The organism is Streptomyces sp. NPDC093221, from assembly GCF_044753885.1.
Classification (GTDB): domain Bacteria; phylum Actinomycetota; class Actinomycetes; order Streptomycetales; family Streptomycetaceae; genus Actinacidiphila.
The window spans coordinates 34,510-54,599 of the sequence record NZ_JBIVOA010000012.1 but is presented as its reverse complement, the minus strand read 5'-3'; the positions used below and the strand labels follow the sequence as shown (position 1 = coordinate 54,599).

The 20,090-nt window shown below is 73.1% G+C and carries 17 protein-coding genes; 11 read left to right on the top strand and 6 right to left on the bottom strand.

The features are described 5' to 3' along the window. Positions 1-91: 91 nt before the first annotated feature. From ACIQCJ_RS32820 to ACIQCJ_RS32800, 5 genes are all read right to left on the bottom strand, one after another. Positions 92-172 (bottom strand): putative leader peptide, encoded by an 81-nt coding sequence (locus ACIQCJ_RS32820; protein ID WP_355342331.1) that lies wholly within the window; start codon positions 170-172, stop codon positions 92-94. A 236-nt stretch (positions 173-408) separates the two neighbouring features. Next, entirely contained in the window at positions 409-1,110 is a 702-nt protein-coding gene (locus ACIQCJ_RS32815) for a DUF2993 domain-containing protein (protein ID WP_402713469.1), read from the bottom strand. Positions 1,111-1,357: 247 nt separating this feature from the next. Further along, positions 1,358-3,019: a hypothetical protein gene (locus tag ACIQCJ_RS32810; protein WP_402713467.1), complete on the bottom strand. Its 1,662-nt coding sequence runs from the start codon at positions 3,017-3,019 to the stop codon at positions 1,358-1,360. Position 3,020: 1 nt separating this feature from the next. Next, the gene (locus ACIQCJ_RS32805; protein ID WP_391049740.1) at positions 3,021-3,308 is read right to left on the bottom strand and encodes a MoaD/ThiS family protein; all 288 of its coding nucleotides are present in this window, start codon (positions 3,306-3,308) and stop codon (positions 3,021-3,023) included. Positions 3,309-3,421: 113 nt separating this feature from the next. Further along, positions 3,422-4,264, bottom strand: coding sequence for an alpha/beta hydrolase (locus ACIQCJ_RS32800; RefSeq protein WP_402713465.1), 843 nt, complete (start codon positions 4,262-4,264; stop codon positions 3,422-3,424). 441 nt (positions 4,265-4,705) lie between these two features. On the opposite strand from ACIQCJ_RS32800, the gene ACIQCJ_RS32795 reads away from it, so the two are divergent. From ACIQCJ_RS32795 to ACIQCJ_RS32770, 6 genes are all read left to right on the top strand, one after another. Then, a complete protein-coding gene (locus tag ACIQCJ_RS32795; protein ID WP_355341896.1) occupies positions 4,706-5,500 on the top strand; it encodes a response regulator transcription factor in 795 nt (264 codons plus the stop codon). Between the two features lie 43 nt (positions 5,501-5,543). Further along, positions 5,544-6,569, top strand: coding sequence for a LacI family DNA-binding transcriptional regulator (locus ACIQCJ_RS32790; protein ID WP_355341893.1), 1,026 nt, complete (start codon positions 5,544-5,546; stop codon positions 6,567-6,569). Positions 6,570-6,790: 221 nt separating this feature from the next. Then, positions 6,791-7,978: a S1C family serine protease gene (locus ACIQCJ_RS32785; RefSeq protein WP_402713463.1), complete on the top strand. Its 1,188-nt coding sequence runs from the start codon at positions 6,791-6,793 to the stop codon at positions 7,976-7,978. 158 nt (positions 7,979-8,136) lie between these two features. After that, positions 8,137-8,418, top strand: coding sequence for a hypothetical protein (locus ACIQCJ_RS32780; protein ID WP_391049745.1), 282 nt, complete (start codon positions 8,137-8,139; stop codon positions 8,416-8,418). Between the two features lie 48 nt (positions 8,419-8,466). Further along, positions 8,467-9,207: a response regulator gene (locus ACIQCJ_RS32775; RefSeq protein ID WP_391049797.1), complete on the top strand. Its 741-nt coding sequence runs from the start codon at positions 8,467-8,469 to the stop codon at positions 9,205-9,207. Next, positions 9,204-10,667 (top strand): HAMP domain-containing sensor histidine kinase, encoded by a 1,464-nt coding sequence (locus ACIQCJ_RS32770; RefSeq protein ID WP_355341884.1) that lies wholly within the window; start codon positions 9,204-9,206, stop codon positions 10,665-10,667. Before ACIQCJ_RS32775 ends, ACIQCJ_RS32770 begins: the two co-directional genes overlap by 4 nt. A gap of 14 nt (positions 10,668-10,681) precedes the next feature. On the opposite strand, the gene ACIQCJ_RS32765 is transcribed toward ACIQCJ_RS32770, so the two are convergent. After that, the gene (locus ACIQCJ_RS32765; RefSeq protein ID WP_402713460.1) at positions 10,682-12,481 is read right to left on the bottom strand and encodes a bifunctional metallophosphatase/5'-nucleotidase; all 1,800 of its coding nucleotides are present in this window, start codon (positions 12,479-12,481) and stop codon (positions 10,682-10,684) included. 294 nt (positions 12,482-12,775) lie between these two features. Here ACIQCJ_RS32765 and ACIQCJ_RS32760 point away from each other — a divergent pair, with 294 nt between their 5' ends. The 5 genes from ACIQCJ_RS32760 (at position 12,776) to ACIQCJ_RS32740 (ending at position 19,719) form a co-directional block, all read left to right on the top strand. Next, positions 12,776-13,972, top strand: coding sequence for an MFS transporter (locus ACIQCJ_RS32760; protein WP_391049747.1), 1,197 nt, complete (start codon positions 12,776-12,778; stop codon positions 13,970-13,972). A gap of 68 nt (positions 13,973-14,040) precedes the next feature. After that, complete coding sequence (mshD, locus tag ACIQCJ_RS32755; RefSeq protein WP_402713458.1) at positions 14,041-14,982, top strand: mycothiol synthase; 942 nt, start codon at positions 14,041-14,043, stop codon at positions 14,980-14,982. 810 nt (positions 14,983-15,792) lie between these two features. Continuing rightward, the gene (locus ACIQCJ_RS32750) at positions 15,793-18,003 is read left to right on the top strand and encodes an RNA degradosome polyphosphate kinase (protein ID WP_355341872.1); all 2,211 of its coding nucleotides are present in this window, start codon (positions 15,793-15,795) and stop codon (positions 18,001-18,003) included. Further along, a complete protein-coding gene (locus ACIQCJ_RS32745; protein WP_402713456.1) occupies positions 17,981-19,294 on the top strand; it encodes a CHAD domain-containing protein in 1,314 nt (437 codons plus the stop codon). The genes ACIQCJ_RS32750 and ACIQCJ_RS32745 overlap by 23 nt, the downstream gene beginning before the upstream one ends. Beyond that, positions 19,291-19,719 carry an NUDIX hydrolase gene (locus tag ACIQCJ_RS32740; protein ID WP_355341866.1) on the top strand — a complete coding sequence of 143 codons (429 nt, stop codon included), beginning with the start codon at positions 19,291-19,293 and terminating at the stop codon, positions 19,717-19,719. The genes ACIQCJ_RS32745 and ACIQCJ_RS32740 overlap by 4 nt, the downstream gene beginning before the upstream one ends. Positions 19,720-20,090: the final 371 nt, after the last annotated feature.

Here is a 20,090-nt window from a genome sequence, read left to right as displayed (position 1 = left end):
CGTGATGCGCGGGGATTCGCCTGGCAGGCAGGGGAGGCAGGCTGCGCCGGGGGCCGTTACGGCCGGCATCGGCACGGAGGAACCGCCACCCCTAGGGCATGCGACAGAGCATGGCGGCGACGCGGCACAGGTCGACTGCCCGCCGCTTCGTGAGATCCGCCTGTCGCTTCATGGTCCCGATCGTAGGGATATCAACCCGTAGGTGTCACCGTCGTGTCATATACCGAGACAAGATTGTCCGCATGGCGGAATCACCATGCCACGCAACCCGTGTCTCGGCCCGTCCGGCGGCCTGCCGACGGCGTACGAGCGGCTTAATACCCCATGCCGGACCGTTCCGAACCACCCGATCGGGCGATACGGTCACCCCGCCCACCTGCGGAGGACTGCGGTACGGACACCGCCGTCTCAGTTGGCGAGAACGACGTTCTTGCCGCCCGCCGCCACCGACAGCCCGTCCGGCGTGCTGGTCACGGACGTCAGCGCGATCCCGGAGGGCAGGTGGGTGAGCTGCCGGGTGAAGTCGATCTGCTGCCGCACCTGGTCCTCCAGGCCCAGCTCGGTGAACGCCTTCGGCAGCTCGGCCGCCTGGAGGCCGATCTCGTCGGCGCCGCGCACCGTCACCTCGCTGAGCACGCTCAGCCTCGCGCCCATGAACTCGCCGGTGATCTTGACCAGCGCGCCGCCGTCCTTGCTCTTGGCGTCGCCCGCCGACGAGACCGTGATCCCGGTGGGCGCGGCCTTCGTCAGGTCCTCGTAGGTGAGGAAGGCGATGCCGTCGGCGGTGTCCGCGACCGCCCGCCGGTAGCTGTCGGAGAGCCGTACGCCGTGCAGGTCGGCGTGGAAGGAGTCGATCCGCAGCGTCTGCTCGCCGTTGCCCGCCGCGATGTCCTTCGCGGAGATCTTGACCTCGTCCAGCTTGCCGCCGACGGCCTGGGTGAGGAACGGGAAGCCCTCGATGGACACCTTGGGCTTGGTGGTCAGGCCCTCGGTGAGCGCGGCGCGGTCGGCGGCCTTGTTCTGCGCCACCGACACCGTGATCCGGTCGGCCGCGACGAAGAGGCCGCCGAGGATCACCAGGACGATCAGAACTGTCCGCGCCACTCGCATGTGCTGTCGCTCCCCGCTCGTTCCCCGCTGATCTCCCCTCAGCCCTGACGGCGGGGCAGACCCGACGGTTCCCCGCGCGGCCAACCGTTACCGCGGCTCAATCCGCCCTTCACACGGTGCGCACGTGACCTGTGCGCCGCCTGTGCGAACAATTCACCGCCCACGGGGACGGACCACCGCCCAGGCAGACGGATCACCGCCCGCGCGGACGGATCACCGCGCGGGCGGATCGAGCCGGTGGTCGCCGTCAGCCCGTGAGGACGCGGCCGAGGATGTAGACGGCGGGGGCCGCGGCGGTCAGCGGCAGCGCCACACCCGCGGTGAAGTGCACGAAACGGGACGGGAAGTCGTAGCTGGCGACCCGCAGGCCGATCAGCGCGCAGACACCGCAGGCCGCGGCGAGCAGGACGGCGTCCCCGCCGCTCATCCCGGTGGCCGGTCCGGTGGCGAAGCCGGTGGCCGCGGCGGCCAGCAGCGCCACGACGACGGAGGCGGCGCCCGGCAGTGGCAGGGCGCGGACGAGGGCCGCCAGGGCCACCGCGACGGCGCCGACCACGACCGGATCGGACCCGGCGTCGGAGGCCGCGGTGGCGAGGTAGCCCGCCGCGACGACCGTGAGCAGCGTGGACGCGGAGGTCGCCGTCAGCGAGGACATGCGTTCGTCGGCCGAGCCGTGGTGCCGCAGTTGCAGGACGAGCACGAGGAGCAGCCATACGCCGAGGGTGCCGATCAGCACCGCGGGGCCGTGGTCGTCACCGGCGATCAGCAGGCCGATGTCGGCGGTCACGCCGGACAGGAACGCCAGCGCGATGCCCTGCCGGGCGGGCCACATGCCGTTGAGCCGGAACCATCCGGCCGCCGTCACCGCCTGGAGCACCACCAGCAGCACCGCGAGGCCCGGCTTGCCGAGCGCCGCGCCACCCGCCATCAGCAGGCCGAGCGCCGCCGTCAGCGCCGCGGGCTCCAGCCCGGGGGCGATGATCGGTGAGCCGGTCCTGACCGGTGCCTGCGGCTGCCCCTGGGCCGGGGACTGGCCCTGGCCCTGGCCCTGGTCGCCGTGCCTGCCCGGCGTCTGCTGCGGCAGGCTCTCGACCACCGGCAGCACGGCGGTCTGCTCGACCCCGCCCGCCTGCGGGTGCGGGTGCGCCGCCCCCTGGGCCCAGTCCGCGCCTCCCGCGTGCCCGCCCCACGCGTCCCCGGGCGTCGGCGGCGCGTACGGCGCCCCCGGCTCCGAGTACGGCGGCATGGGCCCGGCCAGCGGCTCCGGCACGTACGTCCGGCCCCCGTCCGGGTGGTCCCCGTACTCGCGCGCGCCATAGCCCTCGTCGTGGCCGCCGACCGGATAGACCCCGGCCCCCTGACCGGCGTGCCGGCCGCCGCCGTCCTGACCGTCACCGGCGTACGCGCCGCCGGGCGCCGCGTATCCCTGGCCCGCGTATCCCTGACCCGCGTATCCCTGCCCCGCGGGCCCGCCGGGTGCCTGGCCGCCGTACGAACCGCCGCCGGTCCCGCCGTACCCGGCGTCCTGGCCCGCGCCGTGGCCGCCGCCCGGATACGCGGTCCCGCCGTTGTCCCCGGGCGCTCCGTACCCCGCGGCCGGGTAGCCCTCGGGCGCCTGGCCGCCGTACGGGCCCCCGTGGCTGCCGTACCCGGAGTCGTGTCCCTCGGGTGCGTAGGAGCCAGGGACGTAGGTGCCGCCGTGGCCCTCGGCCGGGTACGTGCCGGGGAGCTGACCGCCGTAGCCGGGGTCGTAGCCACCGCCGGTTGGCGCGTCACCCGGGGCTCGGTGCCTGGCGTGGCTCGGGTCGGACGGGGAGCGGCCGTCGTGGTCGCCCTGGGCGGTGTCCGGGTCCGCGGGCCGCCGGCCGGATTCGTCGCCGGGCTGGAAGCCGTGCCATTCGTTGGTCATGTCATCCTCCCGCGAACGGTGGGAGGACCTCCACCGTGCCGCCGTCGGCCAGTGCGACCGAAGTGTGGTCCCGGGTGCCGACGGGGTTGCCGTCGACGAGGTAGGAGCTGCGCAGCAGGACGCGGGCGAACTCCGGGCGCTGGGCGTGCCGTTCGCGTGCGGCGGCCAGGGCGTCGGCGAGGGTCGCCGCGCGGTACGGCTCCTCCGCCGTGCCCGCGGCGGCCTTGGCGGCGGCCCAGTAGCGGATCGTGCCCGCCGCCGGGCGCGCGGCCGTGTCGGGTGCGGCCATCGCGGCTCCGTCCTTCGTTCTGTCCTGTGCTCGCCGTGCGTGTCACTCGCCGTACGTGTCACTCGCCGTGCGTGTCTGACGTGTGGTGCGGCGTCCATCATGGCCCGTCCACGTCACCTCGCGGGAACGCGGCCCGTCAGCCAGTCGCCGATCCGGCGCAGCAGCGCGTCGTCCGCGGCGTTCTCCGCGTGGCCGAAACCGGGTTCGATCCACAGCTCCGCCCGGTCCCGCCCGGCCGCGTCGGCCAGCGAGAGCGGGTGGTCCAGCGGGAAGTAGCCGTCCCGGTCGCCGTGCACGATGAGCAGCGGGATGTCCGGGTCGATCAGCGGGACGGCCTCGACCGGGGAGAGCGGCACCGGGTCCCAGTCCGCCGCGCGGATGCGGGTCTTCAGGCCGAGCCGCGAGACCAGGCGGCCCGCCGGGCGGGTGATCGCCCAGTGCACGCGGCGCATGGGCGCGGTGCCGCGGTAGTACCAGCGGGCGGGCGAGCTGACGGAGACGACCGCGTCCACACGCGCCGGTGAATGCGCCGTCGTGCGCCCTTCACGCGCCGGGCGCACGACCCCCCGCCCGTTCCGTCGTACGTCGCCACGTACGCCGTCCCCGCCTGCGTCGTTGCCGCGTACGTCCTGGGGCCCCGCCGCCGAGCACACCGCCGCGTGCACCGTCTGTCCCGCCGCGTGCCGCAGGACCACGGAGCCGCCCATGGAGAAGCCGACGGTGGCCACCCGCCGGTAGCCGAGGCGGCGGGCCCAGGAGACGGCCGCGTCGAGGTCGAGCACTTCGAGATCGCCGACCGTGGACAGGCCGCCGGACCGCCCGTGGCCGCGGAAGGAGAAGGTCACGACACCGGCCGAACCGCCGAGGACACGGGCCGCCCTGCGCACCGCGGGCCGCTCCAGCGCACCGGTGAATCCATGGGCCACGACGATCGCCAATTCGCGCTCTTCGGCCATCGATTCGCGCACTTCGGCCGCCGATTCACCCCTCGAATCGGCGGCCGATTCACGGGTCGTTTCGACGCGCCGGACATCACCTGTCCGGTCCGCCGTATCGACCGCCGATTCCGTGTCCGCGGGCCGGTGTTCCGCCTCGATCCGTACGCCGTCGGCCGTCAGGAGCGTTCTCCGCCCAGCGGCATTACCGTCGCCGGAAGTGATCGGTGCTACACGGAAACGCTGGTCATCGGTCTCGGCAGGGCTGTCCATGTGGGCTATTCTTCCGTGCAAGAGGACCTGGGCAATGTCGCCCCCGGGTCCTTTCGTGCTTTCCGGCACGAGGTACGTCCTCGCAGGGACCGAGGAGGGTTCGGAAATGAGCAAGCGCACCGCGTGCGGAAACCGCGCACAGCCACGAGCACACCGACGAAACGTCCGGACGACCGACGGGAGCTGCCGGTGAGTTCTCTCCTGCTTCTGACCAATGCCCTCCAGCCCTCCACCGAAGTGCTGCCCGCGCTCGGGCTGCTGCTGCACAGCGTCCGCGTGGCGCCCGCCGAGGGCCCGGCCCTGGTGGACACCCCGGGCGCCGACGTGATCCTGATCGACGGCCGCCGCGATCTGCCGCAGGTGCGCAGCCTGTGTCAGCTCCTGCGCTCGACCGGGCCCGGCTGCCCGCTGATGCTGGTCGTCACCGAGGGCGGACTCGCCGCGGTGACCGCGGACTGGGGGATCGACGACGTGCTGCTGGACACCGCGGGTCCCGCCGAGGTGGAGGCCCGGCTGCGGCTGGCCATGGGCCGCCAGCAGATCACCACGGACGACAGCCCGATGGAGATCCGCAACGGCGACCTGTCGGTCGACGAGGCCACGTACAGCGCGAAGCTCAAGGGCCGGGTTCTGGACCTGACCTTCAAGGAGTTCGAGCTGCTGAAGTACCTGGCGCAGCACCCGGGCCGGGTCTTCACCCGCGCCCAGCTCCTCCAGGAGGTGTGGGGCTACGACTACTTCGGCGGCACCCGCACGGTGGACGTGCACGTACGGCGGCTGCGCGCCAAGCTCGGCGTGGAGCACGAGTCGCTGATCGGCACCGTCCGCAATGTCGGCTACCGCTTCGTGACCCCGGAGAAGGTCGAGCGGGCCGCCGAGGAGGCCGCCAGGAGCGAGGCCGCGCAGGGCCGCGGGCCGCAGCGTTCCGACGAGCCCGCGGACGTCCCCGTCGAGCGGCTGAAATCCGCCGAACAGACCGTATGACGAGCCATGTGACGACTGGATAGACACGCGTAGACTGCGCGACGTGCCCAAGGTGACGCGTGACGACGTGGCAAGGCTGGCGGGGACGTCCACCGCGGTCGTCAGCTACGTCATCAACAACGGACCCCGGCCGGTAGCCCCGGCCACCCGCGAGCGCGTGCTCGCGGCCATCAAGCAGCTCGGCTACCGCCCGGACCGTGTGGCCCAGGCGATGGCGAGCCGCCGTACCGACCTCATCGGCCTGATCGTGCCCGACGCGCGCCAGCCGTTCTTCGCGGAGATGGCGCACGCGGTGGAACAGGCCGCGTCGGACCGCGGGAAGATGGTGCTGGTCGGGAACTCCGACTACCTCGACGAACGCGAGGTGCACTACCTGCGGGCCTTCCTCGGCATGCGGGTCTCCGGGCTGATCCTGATCAGCCAGGGCCCCAGCGAGAACGCGGCGACCGAGATCGACGCCTGGGACGCGCGTGTGGTGCTGCTGCACGAGCGGCCCGAGGCGATCGACGACATCGCCGTGGTCACCGACGACATCGGCGGCGCGCAGCTCGCCACCCGCCACCTGCTGGAGCACGGGCACGCGTACGTGGCCTGCCTCGGCGGCATGGAGAAGACGCCGGTGATCGGCGACCCCGTCACCGACCACGTGGTCGGCTGGCAGCGGGCCATGCAGGAGGCGGGGCGGTCCACGGAGGGCCGCCTTTTCCAGGCCCCGTACAACCGGTACGACGCCTACGAGGTCGCGCTGGGCCTGCTGGCCGGGCCCGACCGGCCGCCGGCCATCTTCTGCGCCACCGACGACCAGGCGATCGGCGTGCTGCGCGCCGCGCGTGAGCTGCGGATCGACGTGCCGGAACAGCTCGCGGTCGCCGGGTTCGACGACGTGAAGGAGGCCGCGCTCGCCGATCCGCCGCTGACCACGGTCGCCTCCGACCGGCAGGCGATGGCCAGGGCGGCGGTGGACGCGGTGCTCGACGACTCGCTGCGGGTGCCGGGCGCCCGGCGCGAGCGGCTGCGGCAGTTCCCCTCCCGGCTCGTGGTGCGGGGGTCGTGCGGCTGCCACGGGTAGCCGCGGGAGCCGGGGCGCACGGCCGCCGCGCGTAGCCGTACGGGCGGGGGTGCGCGGGCGGCGGTGTACGGGCGGTCGCGGGCGGGCCGCGGTGCACGGGCGGTCGCGGGCGGTCGGGACCGGGGGTTCCCGATCTTGTTTATATGGGGCATACCCACTTCTGCCGGGCTTCTCAGCGAGTGCTCAGGAAGCTCTCATCTTCCGGGCACAGAGTCATTGTCATGACCGAGAGCAGCCGCACCGGCGGCGAACACCAGAACCCGGACGAACCGCAGCTTCCGCTCTACTTCGGCAATGAGGCCCCCCAGGTCTCCGAGCCGGAGGCCCCGCAGTACCGCCAGGCCCCCGACTACGACGCCCCCTCCGCGACCGGCTTCCCGCCGCCGCCCCCGTACGACCCCGCCACGCCCGCCGTCGCCGGGGCGTCGCCCGCTCCCCGCCGCAAGGCCCGCAAGCCCGTCGCGCTGTTCGCCGCCGTCGCGCTCGCGGCCGGTGTGATCGGCGGCGGCGCGGGAGCCCTGATCGGCAACGCGACGCACGACAACGGCACGACGACGACGGCCAGTTCGGCGGTCAACGCGAGCGTCGTGAACGGCAGCGTCAGCAGCGTGGCCAAGGCGGTCAGCCCCAGCGTCGTCGAGATCAACGCGACGTCCGGCGCGGGCAAGTCCACCGGCGCCGGTGTCATCATCACCAGCGGCGGCGAGATCATCACCAACAACCACGTGGTCGCCGGATCGACCTCGGTGTCCGTGACGTACAGCAACGGCAAGACGGCCACCGCGACGGTGGTCGGCACCGACTCCGCCAAGGACCTCGCGCTGATCAAGGTGCAGGGTGCCAGCGGACTGCCCGCGGCCACGCTCGGCGACTCCTCGAACATCGCCGTCGGCGACTCGGTGGTGGCCATCGGCTCCCCCGAGGGCCTGACCGGCACCGTCACCAGCGGCATCGTGTCCTCGCTCAACCGCGACGTGACCGTCTCCACCGACGAGAACCAGGGCCAAGGCCAGGGCGGCCAGGGCAACGGCCAGTGGCCGTTCTCCTTCGGCGGCAACCAGTACAACGGCGACACCGGCAACTCCACCACCACGTACAAGGCGATCCAGACCGACGCCTCGCTCAACCCCGGCAACTCCGGCGGCGCCCTGATCAACATGAGCGGCCAGATCATCGGCATCAACTCCGCGATGTACTCGGACGCGTCCTCCTCGGGCAGCAGCTCCGGCAGCGTCGGCCTCGGCTTCGCGATCCCGATCAACACCGTGAAGTCCGACCTCGCGAGCCTGCGCGCGGGCGGCACCAGCGGCAGCGGCAGCGGCACGACCGACAACAACGGCAGCAGCAGCGGCAACGGCAACGGAAGCAGCACCGGCGGTAACAGCGGCGGCGGCTTCGGCGGCTTCTGAGCCGACGGGACCGCGGGACGCGGAACCGCTGAGGGGCCGCCCTCGCCTCTCGGCCTCACCCGACCCTCCGCATCACCGACTCTCCGCCTCACCAACCGTCCGTCCCCCCGCCCCTCCGGAAAGAACGGCACCACCCCGAACCACCCTGGGAGAACGCCATGAGCAGCAGCACCCTCACCGTCAGCGCCAACCGGCTGCGCCGCGCCCTCAGTGCCGCCGTCTCCTGGAGTCCGCACAGCGCGGCCGTCGCCACCGGGCCCGCCGATCTCGACCTGCCGCTCGCCCACATCGCCGCCGGCGCGGCCCGCGACGCGGCGGCGGACCGGGCCGTCCGGCGGGAGTCGGCCCCGCGCCCCGCCGAGGTCTCCGCCTCCGCGAAACCCGTGAGCCGCGCGCACCGCGGGACCGCACGACGCGGGACGCGCGCCGTGCGACGCTGAGAGAGTTCCGGCACCATTCCGATGTCCATCAGTGAGGTACCCGACACCATGAGCCCCGGCGACAGCGGCGAGGCCCCCGCCCGCATCCTGATCGTGGACGACGAGCCCGCCGTACGGGAGGCCCTGCGCCGCAGCCTCGCCTTCGAGGGGTACGACACCGCCCTGGCCGCGGACGGGCTCGCCGCCCTCGACCAGGCGGAGGCGTACCGCCCCGACGCGATCGTGCTCGACGTCCTCATGCCGCGCATGGACGGCCTCACCACGGCGCGGCGGCTGCGCGCCACCGGAGTGACCACCCCGATCCTCATGCTCACCGCGCGGGACACCGTCGGCGACCGCGTCACCGGCCTCGACGCGGGCGCCGACGACTACCTCGTCAAGCCCTTCGAGCTGGACGAGCTGCTGGCCCGGCTCAGAGCCCTGCTGCGGCGCAGTTCCTACGCCACCGTCGGCCACGAAGGCGACGGTGGCGGCCACGCGCTCACCTTCGCCGATCTGCGGATGGACACCACCACCCGCGAGGTCACCAGGGACGGGCGCCCGGTCGAGCTGACCCGGACCGAGTACACCCTGCTGGAGCTCTTCCTCACCCACCCGCGCCAGGTCCTCACCCGCGAGCAGATCCTCAAGTCCGTCTGGGGCTTCGACTTCGAGCCCTCGTCCAACTCCCTCGACGTCTACGTCATGTACCTGCGGCGCAAGACCGAGGCGGGCGGCATGCGACGGCTCGTCCACACGGTACGAGGAGTGGGGTACGTCCTGCGCGCCCCGGACGGCGGCCACGCGTGAAGCGGCTCCCCCTGAGGTCCCGGCTCACCATCCTCACCGCGGCGGCGGTGGCCGTGGCGGTGGCGGTGGTGTCGCTGGTCTGCTGGCTGCTGGTGCGCGACCAGCTCATGAGCGAGCTGGACAAGTCGCTGCGCCAGCCGGACATCGTGCCGGTACAGCAGATCTCGCGCACGCTCAACACCCAGGGCTGCCAGTCGAGCGTTCCGGCGATGAACAGCACGCAGGGCGCCAACGGCGGCTCCGTCGGCTTCATCACCACCAACACCCTGGCCCAGGTGGTGCTCTCCGACGGCACGCCCTGCTGGGTGCAGGGCCGTACGACCATCCCCGTCGGCCCCGCCGACCACGCGGTCGCGGACGGCCAGCGACGCGACGCCCTCCACACGGTGACCGCGCCCAACGGCCAGAAGCTGCGCGTCTACACCTCACAGGCACGGATCAATCTCCAGCCGGCGGCGATTTCCGTGGCCCGGCCGCTGAGCGATGTCGACCGCCCGCTGACCACCCTGGCCTGGGTCCTGCTGGCCGTCGCCGGGATCGGCGTGGTCGGCGCGGCGAGCGCGGGGCTGTGGATCGCGCGGACGGGGCTGCGGCCGGTGGACCGGCTGACCGAGACCGTCGAGCACATCGCCCGCACCGAGGATCTGAACGTCAACATCCCGGTGGAGGGCGAGGACGAGATCGCCCGGCTCAGCGCGTCGTTCAACGCGATGACGGCCGCGCTGGCGTCGTCGCGCGACCGGCAGCAGCAGCTCATCGCGGACGCGGGGCACGAACTGCGCACGCCGCTCACGTCGTTGCGGACCAACATCGAGCTGTTGGAGCGCAGTGAGGCCACCGGCCGGGCGATCCCGCCGGAGGACCGGAAGGCGCTGATGGCGTCGGTGAAAGCGCAGATGACCGAACTGGCCTCGCTGATCGGCGACTTGCAGGAGCTGTCCCGGCCGGACGCCGTACCGACCCTTGAGGTGGTGGCGCTGCACGAGAGCGCGGAGACGGCGCTGGAGCGTGCGCGGCTGCGCGGGCCCGACCTGAAGATCAGCGCGGAGCTGGCGCCCTGGTATGTGCGGGCGGAGCCCGCCGCGTTGGAGCGGGCGATCGTCAATCTGCTGGACAACGCGGTGAAGTTCAGCCCGCCCGGCGGCGGGATCGAGGTGCGGCTGGCCGACGGGCAGCTCACCGTACGCGATCACGGGCCGGGCATCCCGGAGGACGAACTGCCGCATGTCTTCGAGCGGTTCTGGCGGTCGCCGTCGGCGCGGTCGCTGCCGGGCAGCGGGCTCGGGCTGTCGATCGTGGCGCGCACGGTGCAGCAGTCGGGCGGCGAGGTCGCGCTGACCCGGGCGCCGGGGGGCGGCACGCTCGCCGCCCTCCGGCTGCCGGGAGCGCCGACCGCGCCGCCCGAGGGGCCCGCCGTGTCGTCCGGCGGCTCGACCGTATTCGCCGGTTTCGACGAATGACCGTGCTCTGAGCCCTACTTGATGACGGTGACCCGGTCGGCGGCGGGCGGGGCGAGGGGCGCCGCGGCCGTGGAGTGGGCGGTCAGGTAGGTGGCGAAGGCGGCCAGGTCGTCGCCGCCGATCAGCAGGGACGTGCCCTGGGCGAGGACGGGGAAGCCGTCGCCGCCGCCGGTCAGGAAGTTGTTCATCGCGACGCGGTAGTTGGCGGCGGGGTCGATCGGGGCGCCGTTGAGCTTGACGGAGTCCGCGACGACGCGCGCCGCGCCGGACTTGGTCAGGTCGAGCGTGTAGGTGAGCCCGGCCGAAATCTGGAGGATCTTCGTCGCCGCCTCGTTCGGCCCGCTGACCTGCTGCTGGAGCGCGGTCACGAGCTGCGCGCCGGTCAGCGTCTCCAGGTTCACGGTGTTGCTGAACGGCTGTACGGCGAAGCCCTCGGCGTAGGTGACGACGCCGTCGCCCTCGTTGCCGGAGGCCGCGTAGACCAGGTCGGTGCGGATGCCGCCGGGGTTCATGAACGCGATCTGCGTGGTCGGGTCGAGGGTCTTGGCGTATTCGAGCTGCGCGTCGGCGATGAGGTCGCCCAGCGGCGTCTCGTTGGTGCCGGTGCGGGCGATGTCGCCGCTGATCCAGCCGACGGTGCGGTTGGCGATCGGGGCGGCCAGCGCGTTCCAGCGGGTGATTAGCGAGGTCATGTCGGCGGCCTTGGGCTGGACGCGGTCCACGACGTGGTTGCTGCCCTTGACCGAGGTGCGCACGATGTCGCCGGTGCGCTTGTCGACCTTCATGTCCAGCTCGGTGTAGAGCCGCCCGAAGGACGAGGCGCTGGTGACCAGCCGGGGCTTGCCCGCCGGGTCGGGGATGGTGCAGACGTACGCGTTGTGGGTGTGGCCGGTGACCAGCGCGTCGACGTCCGGCGAGATCTTCTTCGCGATGTCCACGATCGGACCGGAGATGCCGGTGCCGGGACCGCCGCTGTCGCAGTCGTAGTTGTAGTTGCCGGAGACCGGGAAGCCGCCCTCGTGGATCAGCGCGACGACCGACTTGACGCCCCGCTTGCGCAGTTCGGCCGTGTACTTGTTGACCGTCTCGGCCTCGTCGAGGAACTTCAGGCCCTTCACACCGGACGCGGTGACGATGTTCGGGGTGCCCTTGAGCGTGACGCCGATGAAGCCGACGCGGACGCCCTTGACGTTCTTGATCGTGTACGGGGCGAGCAGCGGGCGGCCGGTCTTCTCGTTGACGACGTTCGCCGACAGGATCGGGTAGTCGGCGCCCTTGAACTTCTTGCCCTTCTCGTAACAGCCCTCGACCGGGTGGCAGCCGCCGTTCTGGAGACGGAGCAGTTCGTCCTTGCCCTCGTCGAACTCGTGGTTGCCGACGCCGGTGACGTCGAGGCCGATCTTGTTCATCGCCTCGACGGTGGGCTCGTCGTGGAAGAGGCCGGACAGCAGCGGGCTCGCGCCGACCAGGTCGCCCGCGGCGACGGTCAGCGAACGGTCGTGGCCCTTGCGGGCGTTGCGCAGGCTGGTCGCCAGGTACTCGACGCCACCGGCGTCGATGGTCTTGACGGTGCCGTCGGCCTGCTGCTCGGTGACGCGGCCGGAGGAGCCGGCCGGGGGCTCCAGATTGCCGTGGAAGTCGTTGATCGTCAGCAACTGGAGGTCGACCGTGTTGCCGGACTGCCCGTGGCCCGGCTTTCCGGGGTGGCCGGGCCGGTCGTGGCCGCCACCGTGCTGGGCGGGCCCGGCCGCGACAAGCGCGCCGACGGCCACGAGCCCGACGGCCGCGACGGAGATTCTGCGCGTCAGAGACATGGATCCCCTCGGATCAAGGACTGGCGTCGGCTGGGGTCAGCCGCCGTCAGATGAAGTCAACAACTGGTCAAATACGGGTCACGCGGAGGGCAGCATAGAGTCAACGCGCGTAGCGCGGCAGGGGGGCGGGGGTTAAGACCCGGTTACCGCCCGGTGGGCCGGGATCGTCCGGGTGAGGCCCGGTGGCGCGATGTCGCCGTACCGAGTCTCACGATGCGAAACGAACTGTCTCAAACTGCGGAGCAGCCGCCATAGTTGGATGCACCACCCACTCACCGAGGAGGTGCTTCCGACGTGCGTCGTTGGATCATGCTGGCGCTGGGAACGGCCGCGCAGACCGCGGCCTGCGCCTTCGTGTACGGGGTCCCGTATCTGGCCGACGAGCTGCGCGGACAGCAGGGGCTGAGCCTCACGCGGGTCGGTTTCCTGGTGGCGTGCCCGACCGCGGGGCTGGTGCTCGCGCTCTATCTGTGGGGCGCGGCGGCCGACCGGTGGGGCGAGCGGGTGGTGATCGCGCTCGGCCTCGGCATCGCGGCCGGCGCCCTCGGCGGGGCCGCCTGGGCCGCGCACGGCATGGTCGCGCTCGGCGCGCTGCTGGTGCTGGCGGGCGCGTCCGGCGCCTCGGTCTACTCGGCCAGCGGACGCCTGGTGATGGGCTGGTTCTCCGCCGAGGAGCGCGGGCTGGCCATGGGCATCCGGCAGACCTCCACCCCGCTCGGCATGGGCGTGGCCGCCCTCGCCATGCCGCCGCTGGCCGCCGCGCACGGGCTGCGCGGCGCCTTCGGCTTCCTCGCCGCGATCTGCGCCGTCATCGCCGTGCTGATCGCGGTCTTCGCCGCCGACCCGGCGCGCGCCGAGGCCGCCGCGGCGGGCCCCGCGCCGAACCCGTACCGCGGCTCGCGGCTGCTGCCCCGCATCCACGGGTCGGCCGCGCTGCTGGTGATCCCGCAGTTCACCGCGGGGGCCTTCGCGCTGGTGCTGCTGGTCGACGTACGCGGCTGGTCGCCGGTGCACGCCGGGCAGCTCATCGCCGTCGCCCAAGGTCTGGGCGCGGTGTCCCGCATCCTGGTCGGCCGCTGGTCGGACCGGGTCGGCGACCGGCTGCGGCCGATGCGGCAGCTCGCCGTCCTGACCGCCGCCGTGGTGGCCGCCACCGCCGTGAGCACCGCCTTCCCCTCCCCGCTGACCCCCGTGCTGCTGGTCGCCGCCATCGCGATCACCTCAAGCACCAACGGCCTGTCCTTCACTTCCACCGCCGAGCACGCGGGCCCCGCCTGGTCGGGTCGCGCCCTCGGGGTCCACAACACCGGCCAGAATCTGACCGCCGCCGTCGTCCCGCCGGTCATGGCCGCCGTCATCTCGGCCACCGCCTACTGGCCCGGCTTCGCCCTCGCCGCCGCCACGACCTGCGTCTCCGCCGTCCTCATCCCGATCCCCCGCCGCGCCGCCCCCGCCGACGCCGAGGCCGCCCGCCGTACGGTCTCGGCCTGACCGACGCTTTCGGCTCCGCGGGCACCCGCCGCCGCCGATGCCGGGGGCACCCGCCGTACGATCTCCGCATGACCGACGCGCGGATCGAGGCCCTGACAGAACTGCCCGCTGACACCGCCGAAGCGGTGCTCGGCCTGATCGGGGCGGCGACCGCCGCGGACGGGCAGCCCGCCGTCTCCGAGAGCGGACGGCTCCATGTGCGCGGCGGCGCGCGCGAGGGCGTCCGTCACCTGCTGCTGTGGACGCCTGGACAGGACGGGGCCGAGGGGGGCGACGGCGCCGGGGCCGACCTCACCGGATACGCGCAGATCGACGGCTCGGACCCGGTCGAGGCGCCCTCCGCCGAACTCGTCGTCCACCCCGCGCGGCGCTCCCGTGGCCACGGCCGCACCCTGGCCGCGGCCCTTCTGGACGCCACCGGCAGGCGCGTACGCGTCTGGGCCCACGGCGGGCACCCCGCCGCCCGGCACCTCGCCGTCCAGCTCGGCCTCAAGCTCTTCCGCGAGCTGCGGCAGATGCGGCGGCCCCTGACCCCGGACGCCGCCGACCTGCCCGAGCCGCGGCTGCCCGACGGCATCACCGTCCGCACCTTCGTCCCCGGGCGCGACGACGCCGCGTGGCTCGCCGTCAACGCCGCCGCCTTCGCCCACCACCCCGAGCAGGGCTCCCTCACCCAGCGCGACCTCTCCGACCGCCTCGCCGAGCCCTGGTTCGACCCCGCCGGCTTCTTCCTCGCCTTCCGCGGCGAGGACCTCGTCGGCTTCCACTGGACCAAAGTCCACCCCGAAGGGCTCGGCGAGGTCTACGTCGTCGGCGTCCTCCCCGCCGAGCAGGGTTCCGGCCTCGGCCGCGCCCTCACCGCCGTCGGGCTCCGCCACCTCGCCCGTGACCGCCGCCTTCCCGCCGCCCTGCTCTACGTCGACGCCGACAACCCCGCCGCCCTCTCCGTCTACGAACGCCTCGGCTTCACCACCCACGAGGTCGACCTCATGTACCGCACCGAAACCTAAGCCGCCCCCGCAGGGCCTGCCCTTCCGGGGGGCGCGCCCCCCTTGGGTCCACCCCCCGCACGGCCTGCCCTTCTGGGGGCGCGCCCCCAGTGCCTCCACCCCGCGCACGGCCTGTTTTTTTAGGGGCGCGGGGAACTGCGCGACCAGCCCCCACCGGGCTGTCAGCCCGAAAACAACCGCATCTGCCCCGCTGGGGCCGGTTCATCACCCGCGCCACCGCGCGGGCTGAGCGCGCAGTTCCCCGCGCCCCTAACTACACGGCGTGCCGCCCCGGCAGAAGAACCGCCCCGGGGCCGCGCCCCTAAAAGATCGGCCCACCCCCCGGCAGAAGCCCCCCCGGGCCGCGCCCCAAAAAACACGGGGCCGGCGCCCGGCAGAAGAACCGCCCCAGGGCGCGCCCCTGAAAAGATCGGCCCCCGGCAGAAGAACCGTCCAGGGGCGGCCCCTGGAAAGAGCGGCCCACCCCCCGGCAGGGGACCCGCGGGGCCGCGCCCAGGGGAAGGGGCTCACCTGCGCGAGGTGGAGGTGGAGGTGGAGGGGGCGGACCGGAGGGTTCGGACGGGGCGCGAGCCGTGCTTCGAGGGCACCCCCGCTGGAAGCGTCCCGCTTGCCTGACGGCAACGCTCTCGTTACCGGCGATTCAACCTCGCTTGCGAGCATCGCAGGATGCAGCCCGCTGCCCCCGCACCCCCTCCCCCGCCCGACCTGCCGAAACCCTCGGGTACACGGGACAATGGACCGACGGCCCACGGTCGCCCCGAGCCGGCCGCAGGCCGCCCCGTGCCGGACCAGGAGGAGGGCTCGCATCCCATGGCCCAGACGAATCACCCCAGTTTTCCCGCCCAGCCCCAGCAGTCGTTGGCGTCCGGGACGTTCCGCCCCCGCGTCGTACCGAATCCGGACCCGGGATCGTCGAGCCTGGGCGAGGCGAGCGAGGAATTCGGTGAGGAATTGCCGCAGGGCCGCTTCCTGGACCGCGAACGCAGCTGGCTGGCGTTCAACGAGCGGGTGCTCGAGCTGGCCGAGGACCCGGCGACCCCGCTCCTCGAACGGGCTAACTTCCTGGCGATATTCGCCAGCAACCTGGACGAGTTCTTCATGGTCAGGGTCGCGGGCCTGAAGCGGCGTATCGCGACCGGTGTCGCGACCCGCTCGGCGTCCGGCGCCCAGCCGCGCGAAGTGCTGGACCTGATCCTGACCAGGTCGCGGGAGCTGATGGCCAGGCACGCGGCCTGCTTCCAGAACGACGTGGCGCCGCAGCTCGCGGACGAGGGCATCCACGTCATCCGCTGGCACGAGCTGACCGAGAAGGAGCAGGCGCGGCTGTTCACGCTGTTCCGGCAGCAGATCTTCCCGGTGCTGACCCCGCTGGCCGTCGACCCGGCGCACCCGTTCCCGTACATCTCGGGTCTGTCGCTGAATCTGGCGGTGGTGGTACGGAATCCGGTCTCGGGCAACGAGCACTTCGCGCGGGTGAAGGTGCCGCCGATCCTGTCGCGCTTCCTGGAGGCGGGCCCGCAGCGGTACGTGCCGCTGGAGGACGTGATCGCCGCGCACCTGGAGGAGCTGTTCCCCGGCATGGAGGTGCTCGACCACCACATGTTCCGGGTCACGCGCAACGAGGACCTGGAAGTGGAGGAGGACGACGGCGAGAACCTGCTCCAGGCGCTGGAGAAGGAACTCATGCGCCGCCGCTTCGGCCCGCCGGTCCGCCTGGAGGTCGAGGAGTCCATCGCCCCGCGCGTGCTCGACCTGCTGGTGCACGAGCTGAAGATGAAGCACAACGAGGTGTATCCGCTGCCGGGTCCGCTGGACCTGACCGGGCTGTTCGCCATCGCGGGCCTGGACCGCCCCGAGCTGAAGTACCAGAAGTTCGTGGCGGGCACCCACCGCGACCTGGCGGAGGTCGAGTCCGCGTCGGCGCCCGACATCTTCGCGGCGCTGCGCCGCCGGGACGTGCTGCTGCACCACCCGTACGACTCCTTCTCCACCTCCGTGCAGGCGTTCCTCGACCAGGCCGCCGCCGACCCCGACGTCCTGGCGATCAAGCAGACGCTGTACCGGACGTCGGGCGACTCGCCGATCGTCGACGCGCTGATCGACGCGGCCGAGGCGGGCAAGCAGGTGCTGGTGCTGGTCGAGCTGAAGGCGCGCTTCGACGAGCAGGCCAACATCAAGTGGGCGCGCAAGCTGGAGGAGGCGGGCTGCCATGTCGTGTACGGCCTGGTCGGCCTCAAGACGCACTGCAAGCTGTCGCTGGTGGTCCGCCAGGAGGACGACACCCTGCGCCGCTACAGCCACGTCGGCACCGGCAACTACCACCCGAAGACGGCCCGGCTGTACGAGGACCTCGGTCTGCTGACGGCCGACCCACAGGTGGGCGCGGATCTGTCGCACCTGTTCAACCGGCTGTCCGGCTACTCGCGCCGCGAGGTCTACAACCGGCTGCTGGTCGCGCCGCGCAGTCTGCGCGACGGCCTGATCTCCCGGATCATGGAGGAGATCGCGCACCAGCGCGCCGGGCGTCCGGCGTATGTCCGGCTGAAGGTGAACTCGATCGTCGACGAGCAGATCATCGACGCGCTCTACCGCGCCTCGCAGGCCGGGGTCCCGGTGGACATCTGGGTGCGCGGGATCTGCGCGGTACGGCCGGGCGTCGCCGGTCTGTCCGAGAACATCAAGGTCCGCAGCGTGCTCGGACGCTTCCTCGAACACTCGCGGGTGTTCGCGTTCGGCAACGGCGGCGAGACCGAAGTCTGGTTCGGCAGCGCCGACATGATGCACCGTAACCTCGACCGCCGCATCGAGGCGCTGGTCAGGGTCGCCGACCCGACCCACCGCGCCACCCTCAACCGCCTGCTGGAGGACGGGATGTCGGACACGACCTCCTCCTGGCACCTGGCGGCGGACGGTAATTGGACCCGGCACAGCACCGACCCGGACGGGAAGCCGCTGCGCAATGTCCAGGAGATGCTCATCGACGCCCGGAGGCGCCGGCGTGGCCCAGCAGCAGCTACCTGACAGCCCCCCGCTGACCCCCGCGGGGAGCGGCGACCCGGGCCCACCGGCCGCCGCCCCCGCACCGGGCGGCACGACGGGGACACGTACGGCGCAAGCGCGTACACAGCAGTCGCGGACGGCCGCGGCGCCCACGGCCGACGCGGGCCCGGCGCCCGCGGGCCCGCCCGGCGGTACGGCGGGCGGCACCCTCGCGCGCTATCTGCACGACCAGGCCACCGCCTTCCTGCGGGCCCTGAGCCTGCGGGGCGAGCACGAGGGCGACGCCGACGAACTGCTGCGGGCCAGCGCCCGGCGGATCGGCGGGGTCCTGCACATCTACGCGCCGCTGACCGACCCGGTGTGGGCCGAGTCGCTCCGCGCCGAACTGGGCTGGCTGGCCACCACCTTGGCCCGCGAGCCGCAGTACACCGCCCGGCTGGCGCGGCTGCTGGAGGCGCTGCGGCGGCTGTCGGCCGCCGCGGACCCGGACGCCGGCGGCAAGGCCCCCGCGGACACCGGCGACGTCCCGGGGCCGCCCGCGCCCGCGGTCCCGCCGCCCCCGGCCGGGAGCGGTCCGCTGGCGCTGGGCGCCGCGCGCGCCGGGGCGCTCCTGGAGCGGCAGCTCACCCTGGCCCGTACCCGGGCGCACTCGGCGACGCTCCAGGCGATGGGCTCCTCGCGTTTCCACGCGCTCGCGGACAACATCGCCGTCCTGGCCTCCGAGGTGCCGCTGACCGCGGCGGCCGAGGGACCGGCCGCGACCGTACTGCCGCCGCTCGCCGCCCAGGCCGACCGGCGGCTGGCCGACGCGGCGGGCGCGCTGCCGCTGCTGCGCGCGGCGCACCCGTACAACGCGGAGGCCGTCCAGGCGGCGCTCGGCACCGAGCTGACGGCCGACCTCCAGGACTCCCCCTGGCACCAGGTGCGGGTGCTGCTGCGGCTGAGCCGTTACGCGGCCGAGGTCTGCCGGGGCATCGACCCGGACGGCGAGGCGGCGGCGCAGCGGCTGGCCGAGGCGGCCGTGCTGCTGGCCAGGCACCGCGAGGCGGCCGAGTGCGCGGCGGCCGTCGCGGCGGCGGCCCGCACCCCGCGCATAGCTCCGGCGACCGCGTACGCGCTGGGCGTGCTCCACGCCGACCAGCGGCACGAGGTGGAAGCCGCGCGTTTCGCCTTCTCGCGGCTGTGGCAGCCGGGCTCTGGCGCCTCTCGGCCCGGTCCGCCCGGTCCCGCAGCGAGTGCCGCGCCGGGGTCCGCACCGGGACCCGTACCGGGCCCTGGGCCGAATTCCGTACCGGGGGCGCGCACGGAATGAAACGCGCGGGCGACAAGAGCGGAACGACCGTACGGGCGGCGGGCGTCGTGCTGTGGCGCGTCTCGCCGTACCACGGCGGGATCGAACTGGCGCTGGTGCACCGGCCGCGTTACGACGACTGGAGCCTGCCGAAGGGCAAGCTGAAGCGCGGCGAGGAGTTCCCTGCCGCCGCGCTGCGCGAGACCCGTGAGGAGACCGGCCTGGGCTGCTCACTCGGCGCCCCGCTGCCGACGTCGCGCTATCTGGTGGACGGCCGCCCCAAGGAGGTCCGCTACTGGGCGGCCGAGGCGTGGGAGGGCTCCTTCGTCCCCAACGACGAGGTGGACCGGATGATCTGGCTGCCGCCCTCCGCTGCCCGCCGCAGGCTCACCCACGACCGCGACCGGCCCCTCGTGGACGCCCTGCTGCACGCGCTGGCGGGCTGACGGCGGTCGGCGGAGCGGTCCCACAGCGGGCTCATCGGGCCGCCCGCACCGGCTCGCGGGGCCCGAGCGGGGGCACGAGCGGGCACCCGAGCGGGTGGACGGCCGGTGAACCGGCGTACCACCGCGTGCCGATCGGCCCGCCCGGCGGCCGTAACCGGCCCGTGTCACCCCCGTGACCTGCCCGTGTTCCTTTGTGACACAACGACAGCCCCGGATACCACTTCGTCACCACGGCGCGCGTAACGCGCGTAGCGGCACCACCCTGATAGACGAGGTTCACCTGGCGTTCACTCCCTTCCGTCGGTCGCTTCACTTCATCTGCCTAATTTCGGGCTTACCGGTGAGCATCACGCGACGCCGGGTGGATGCAG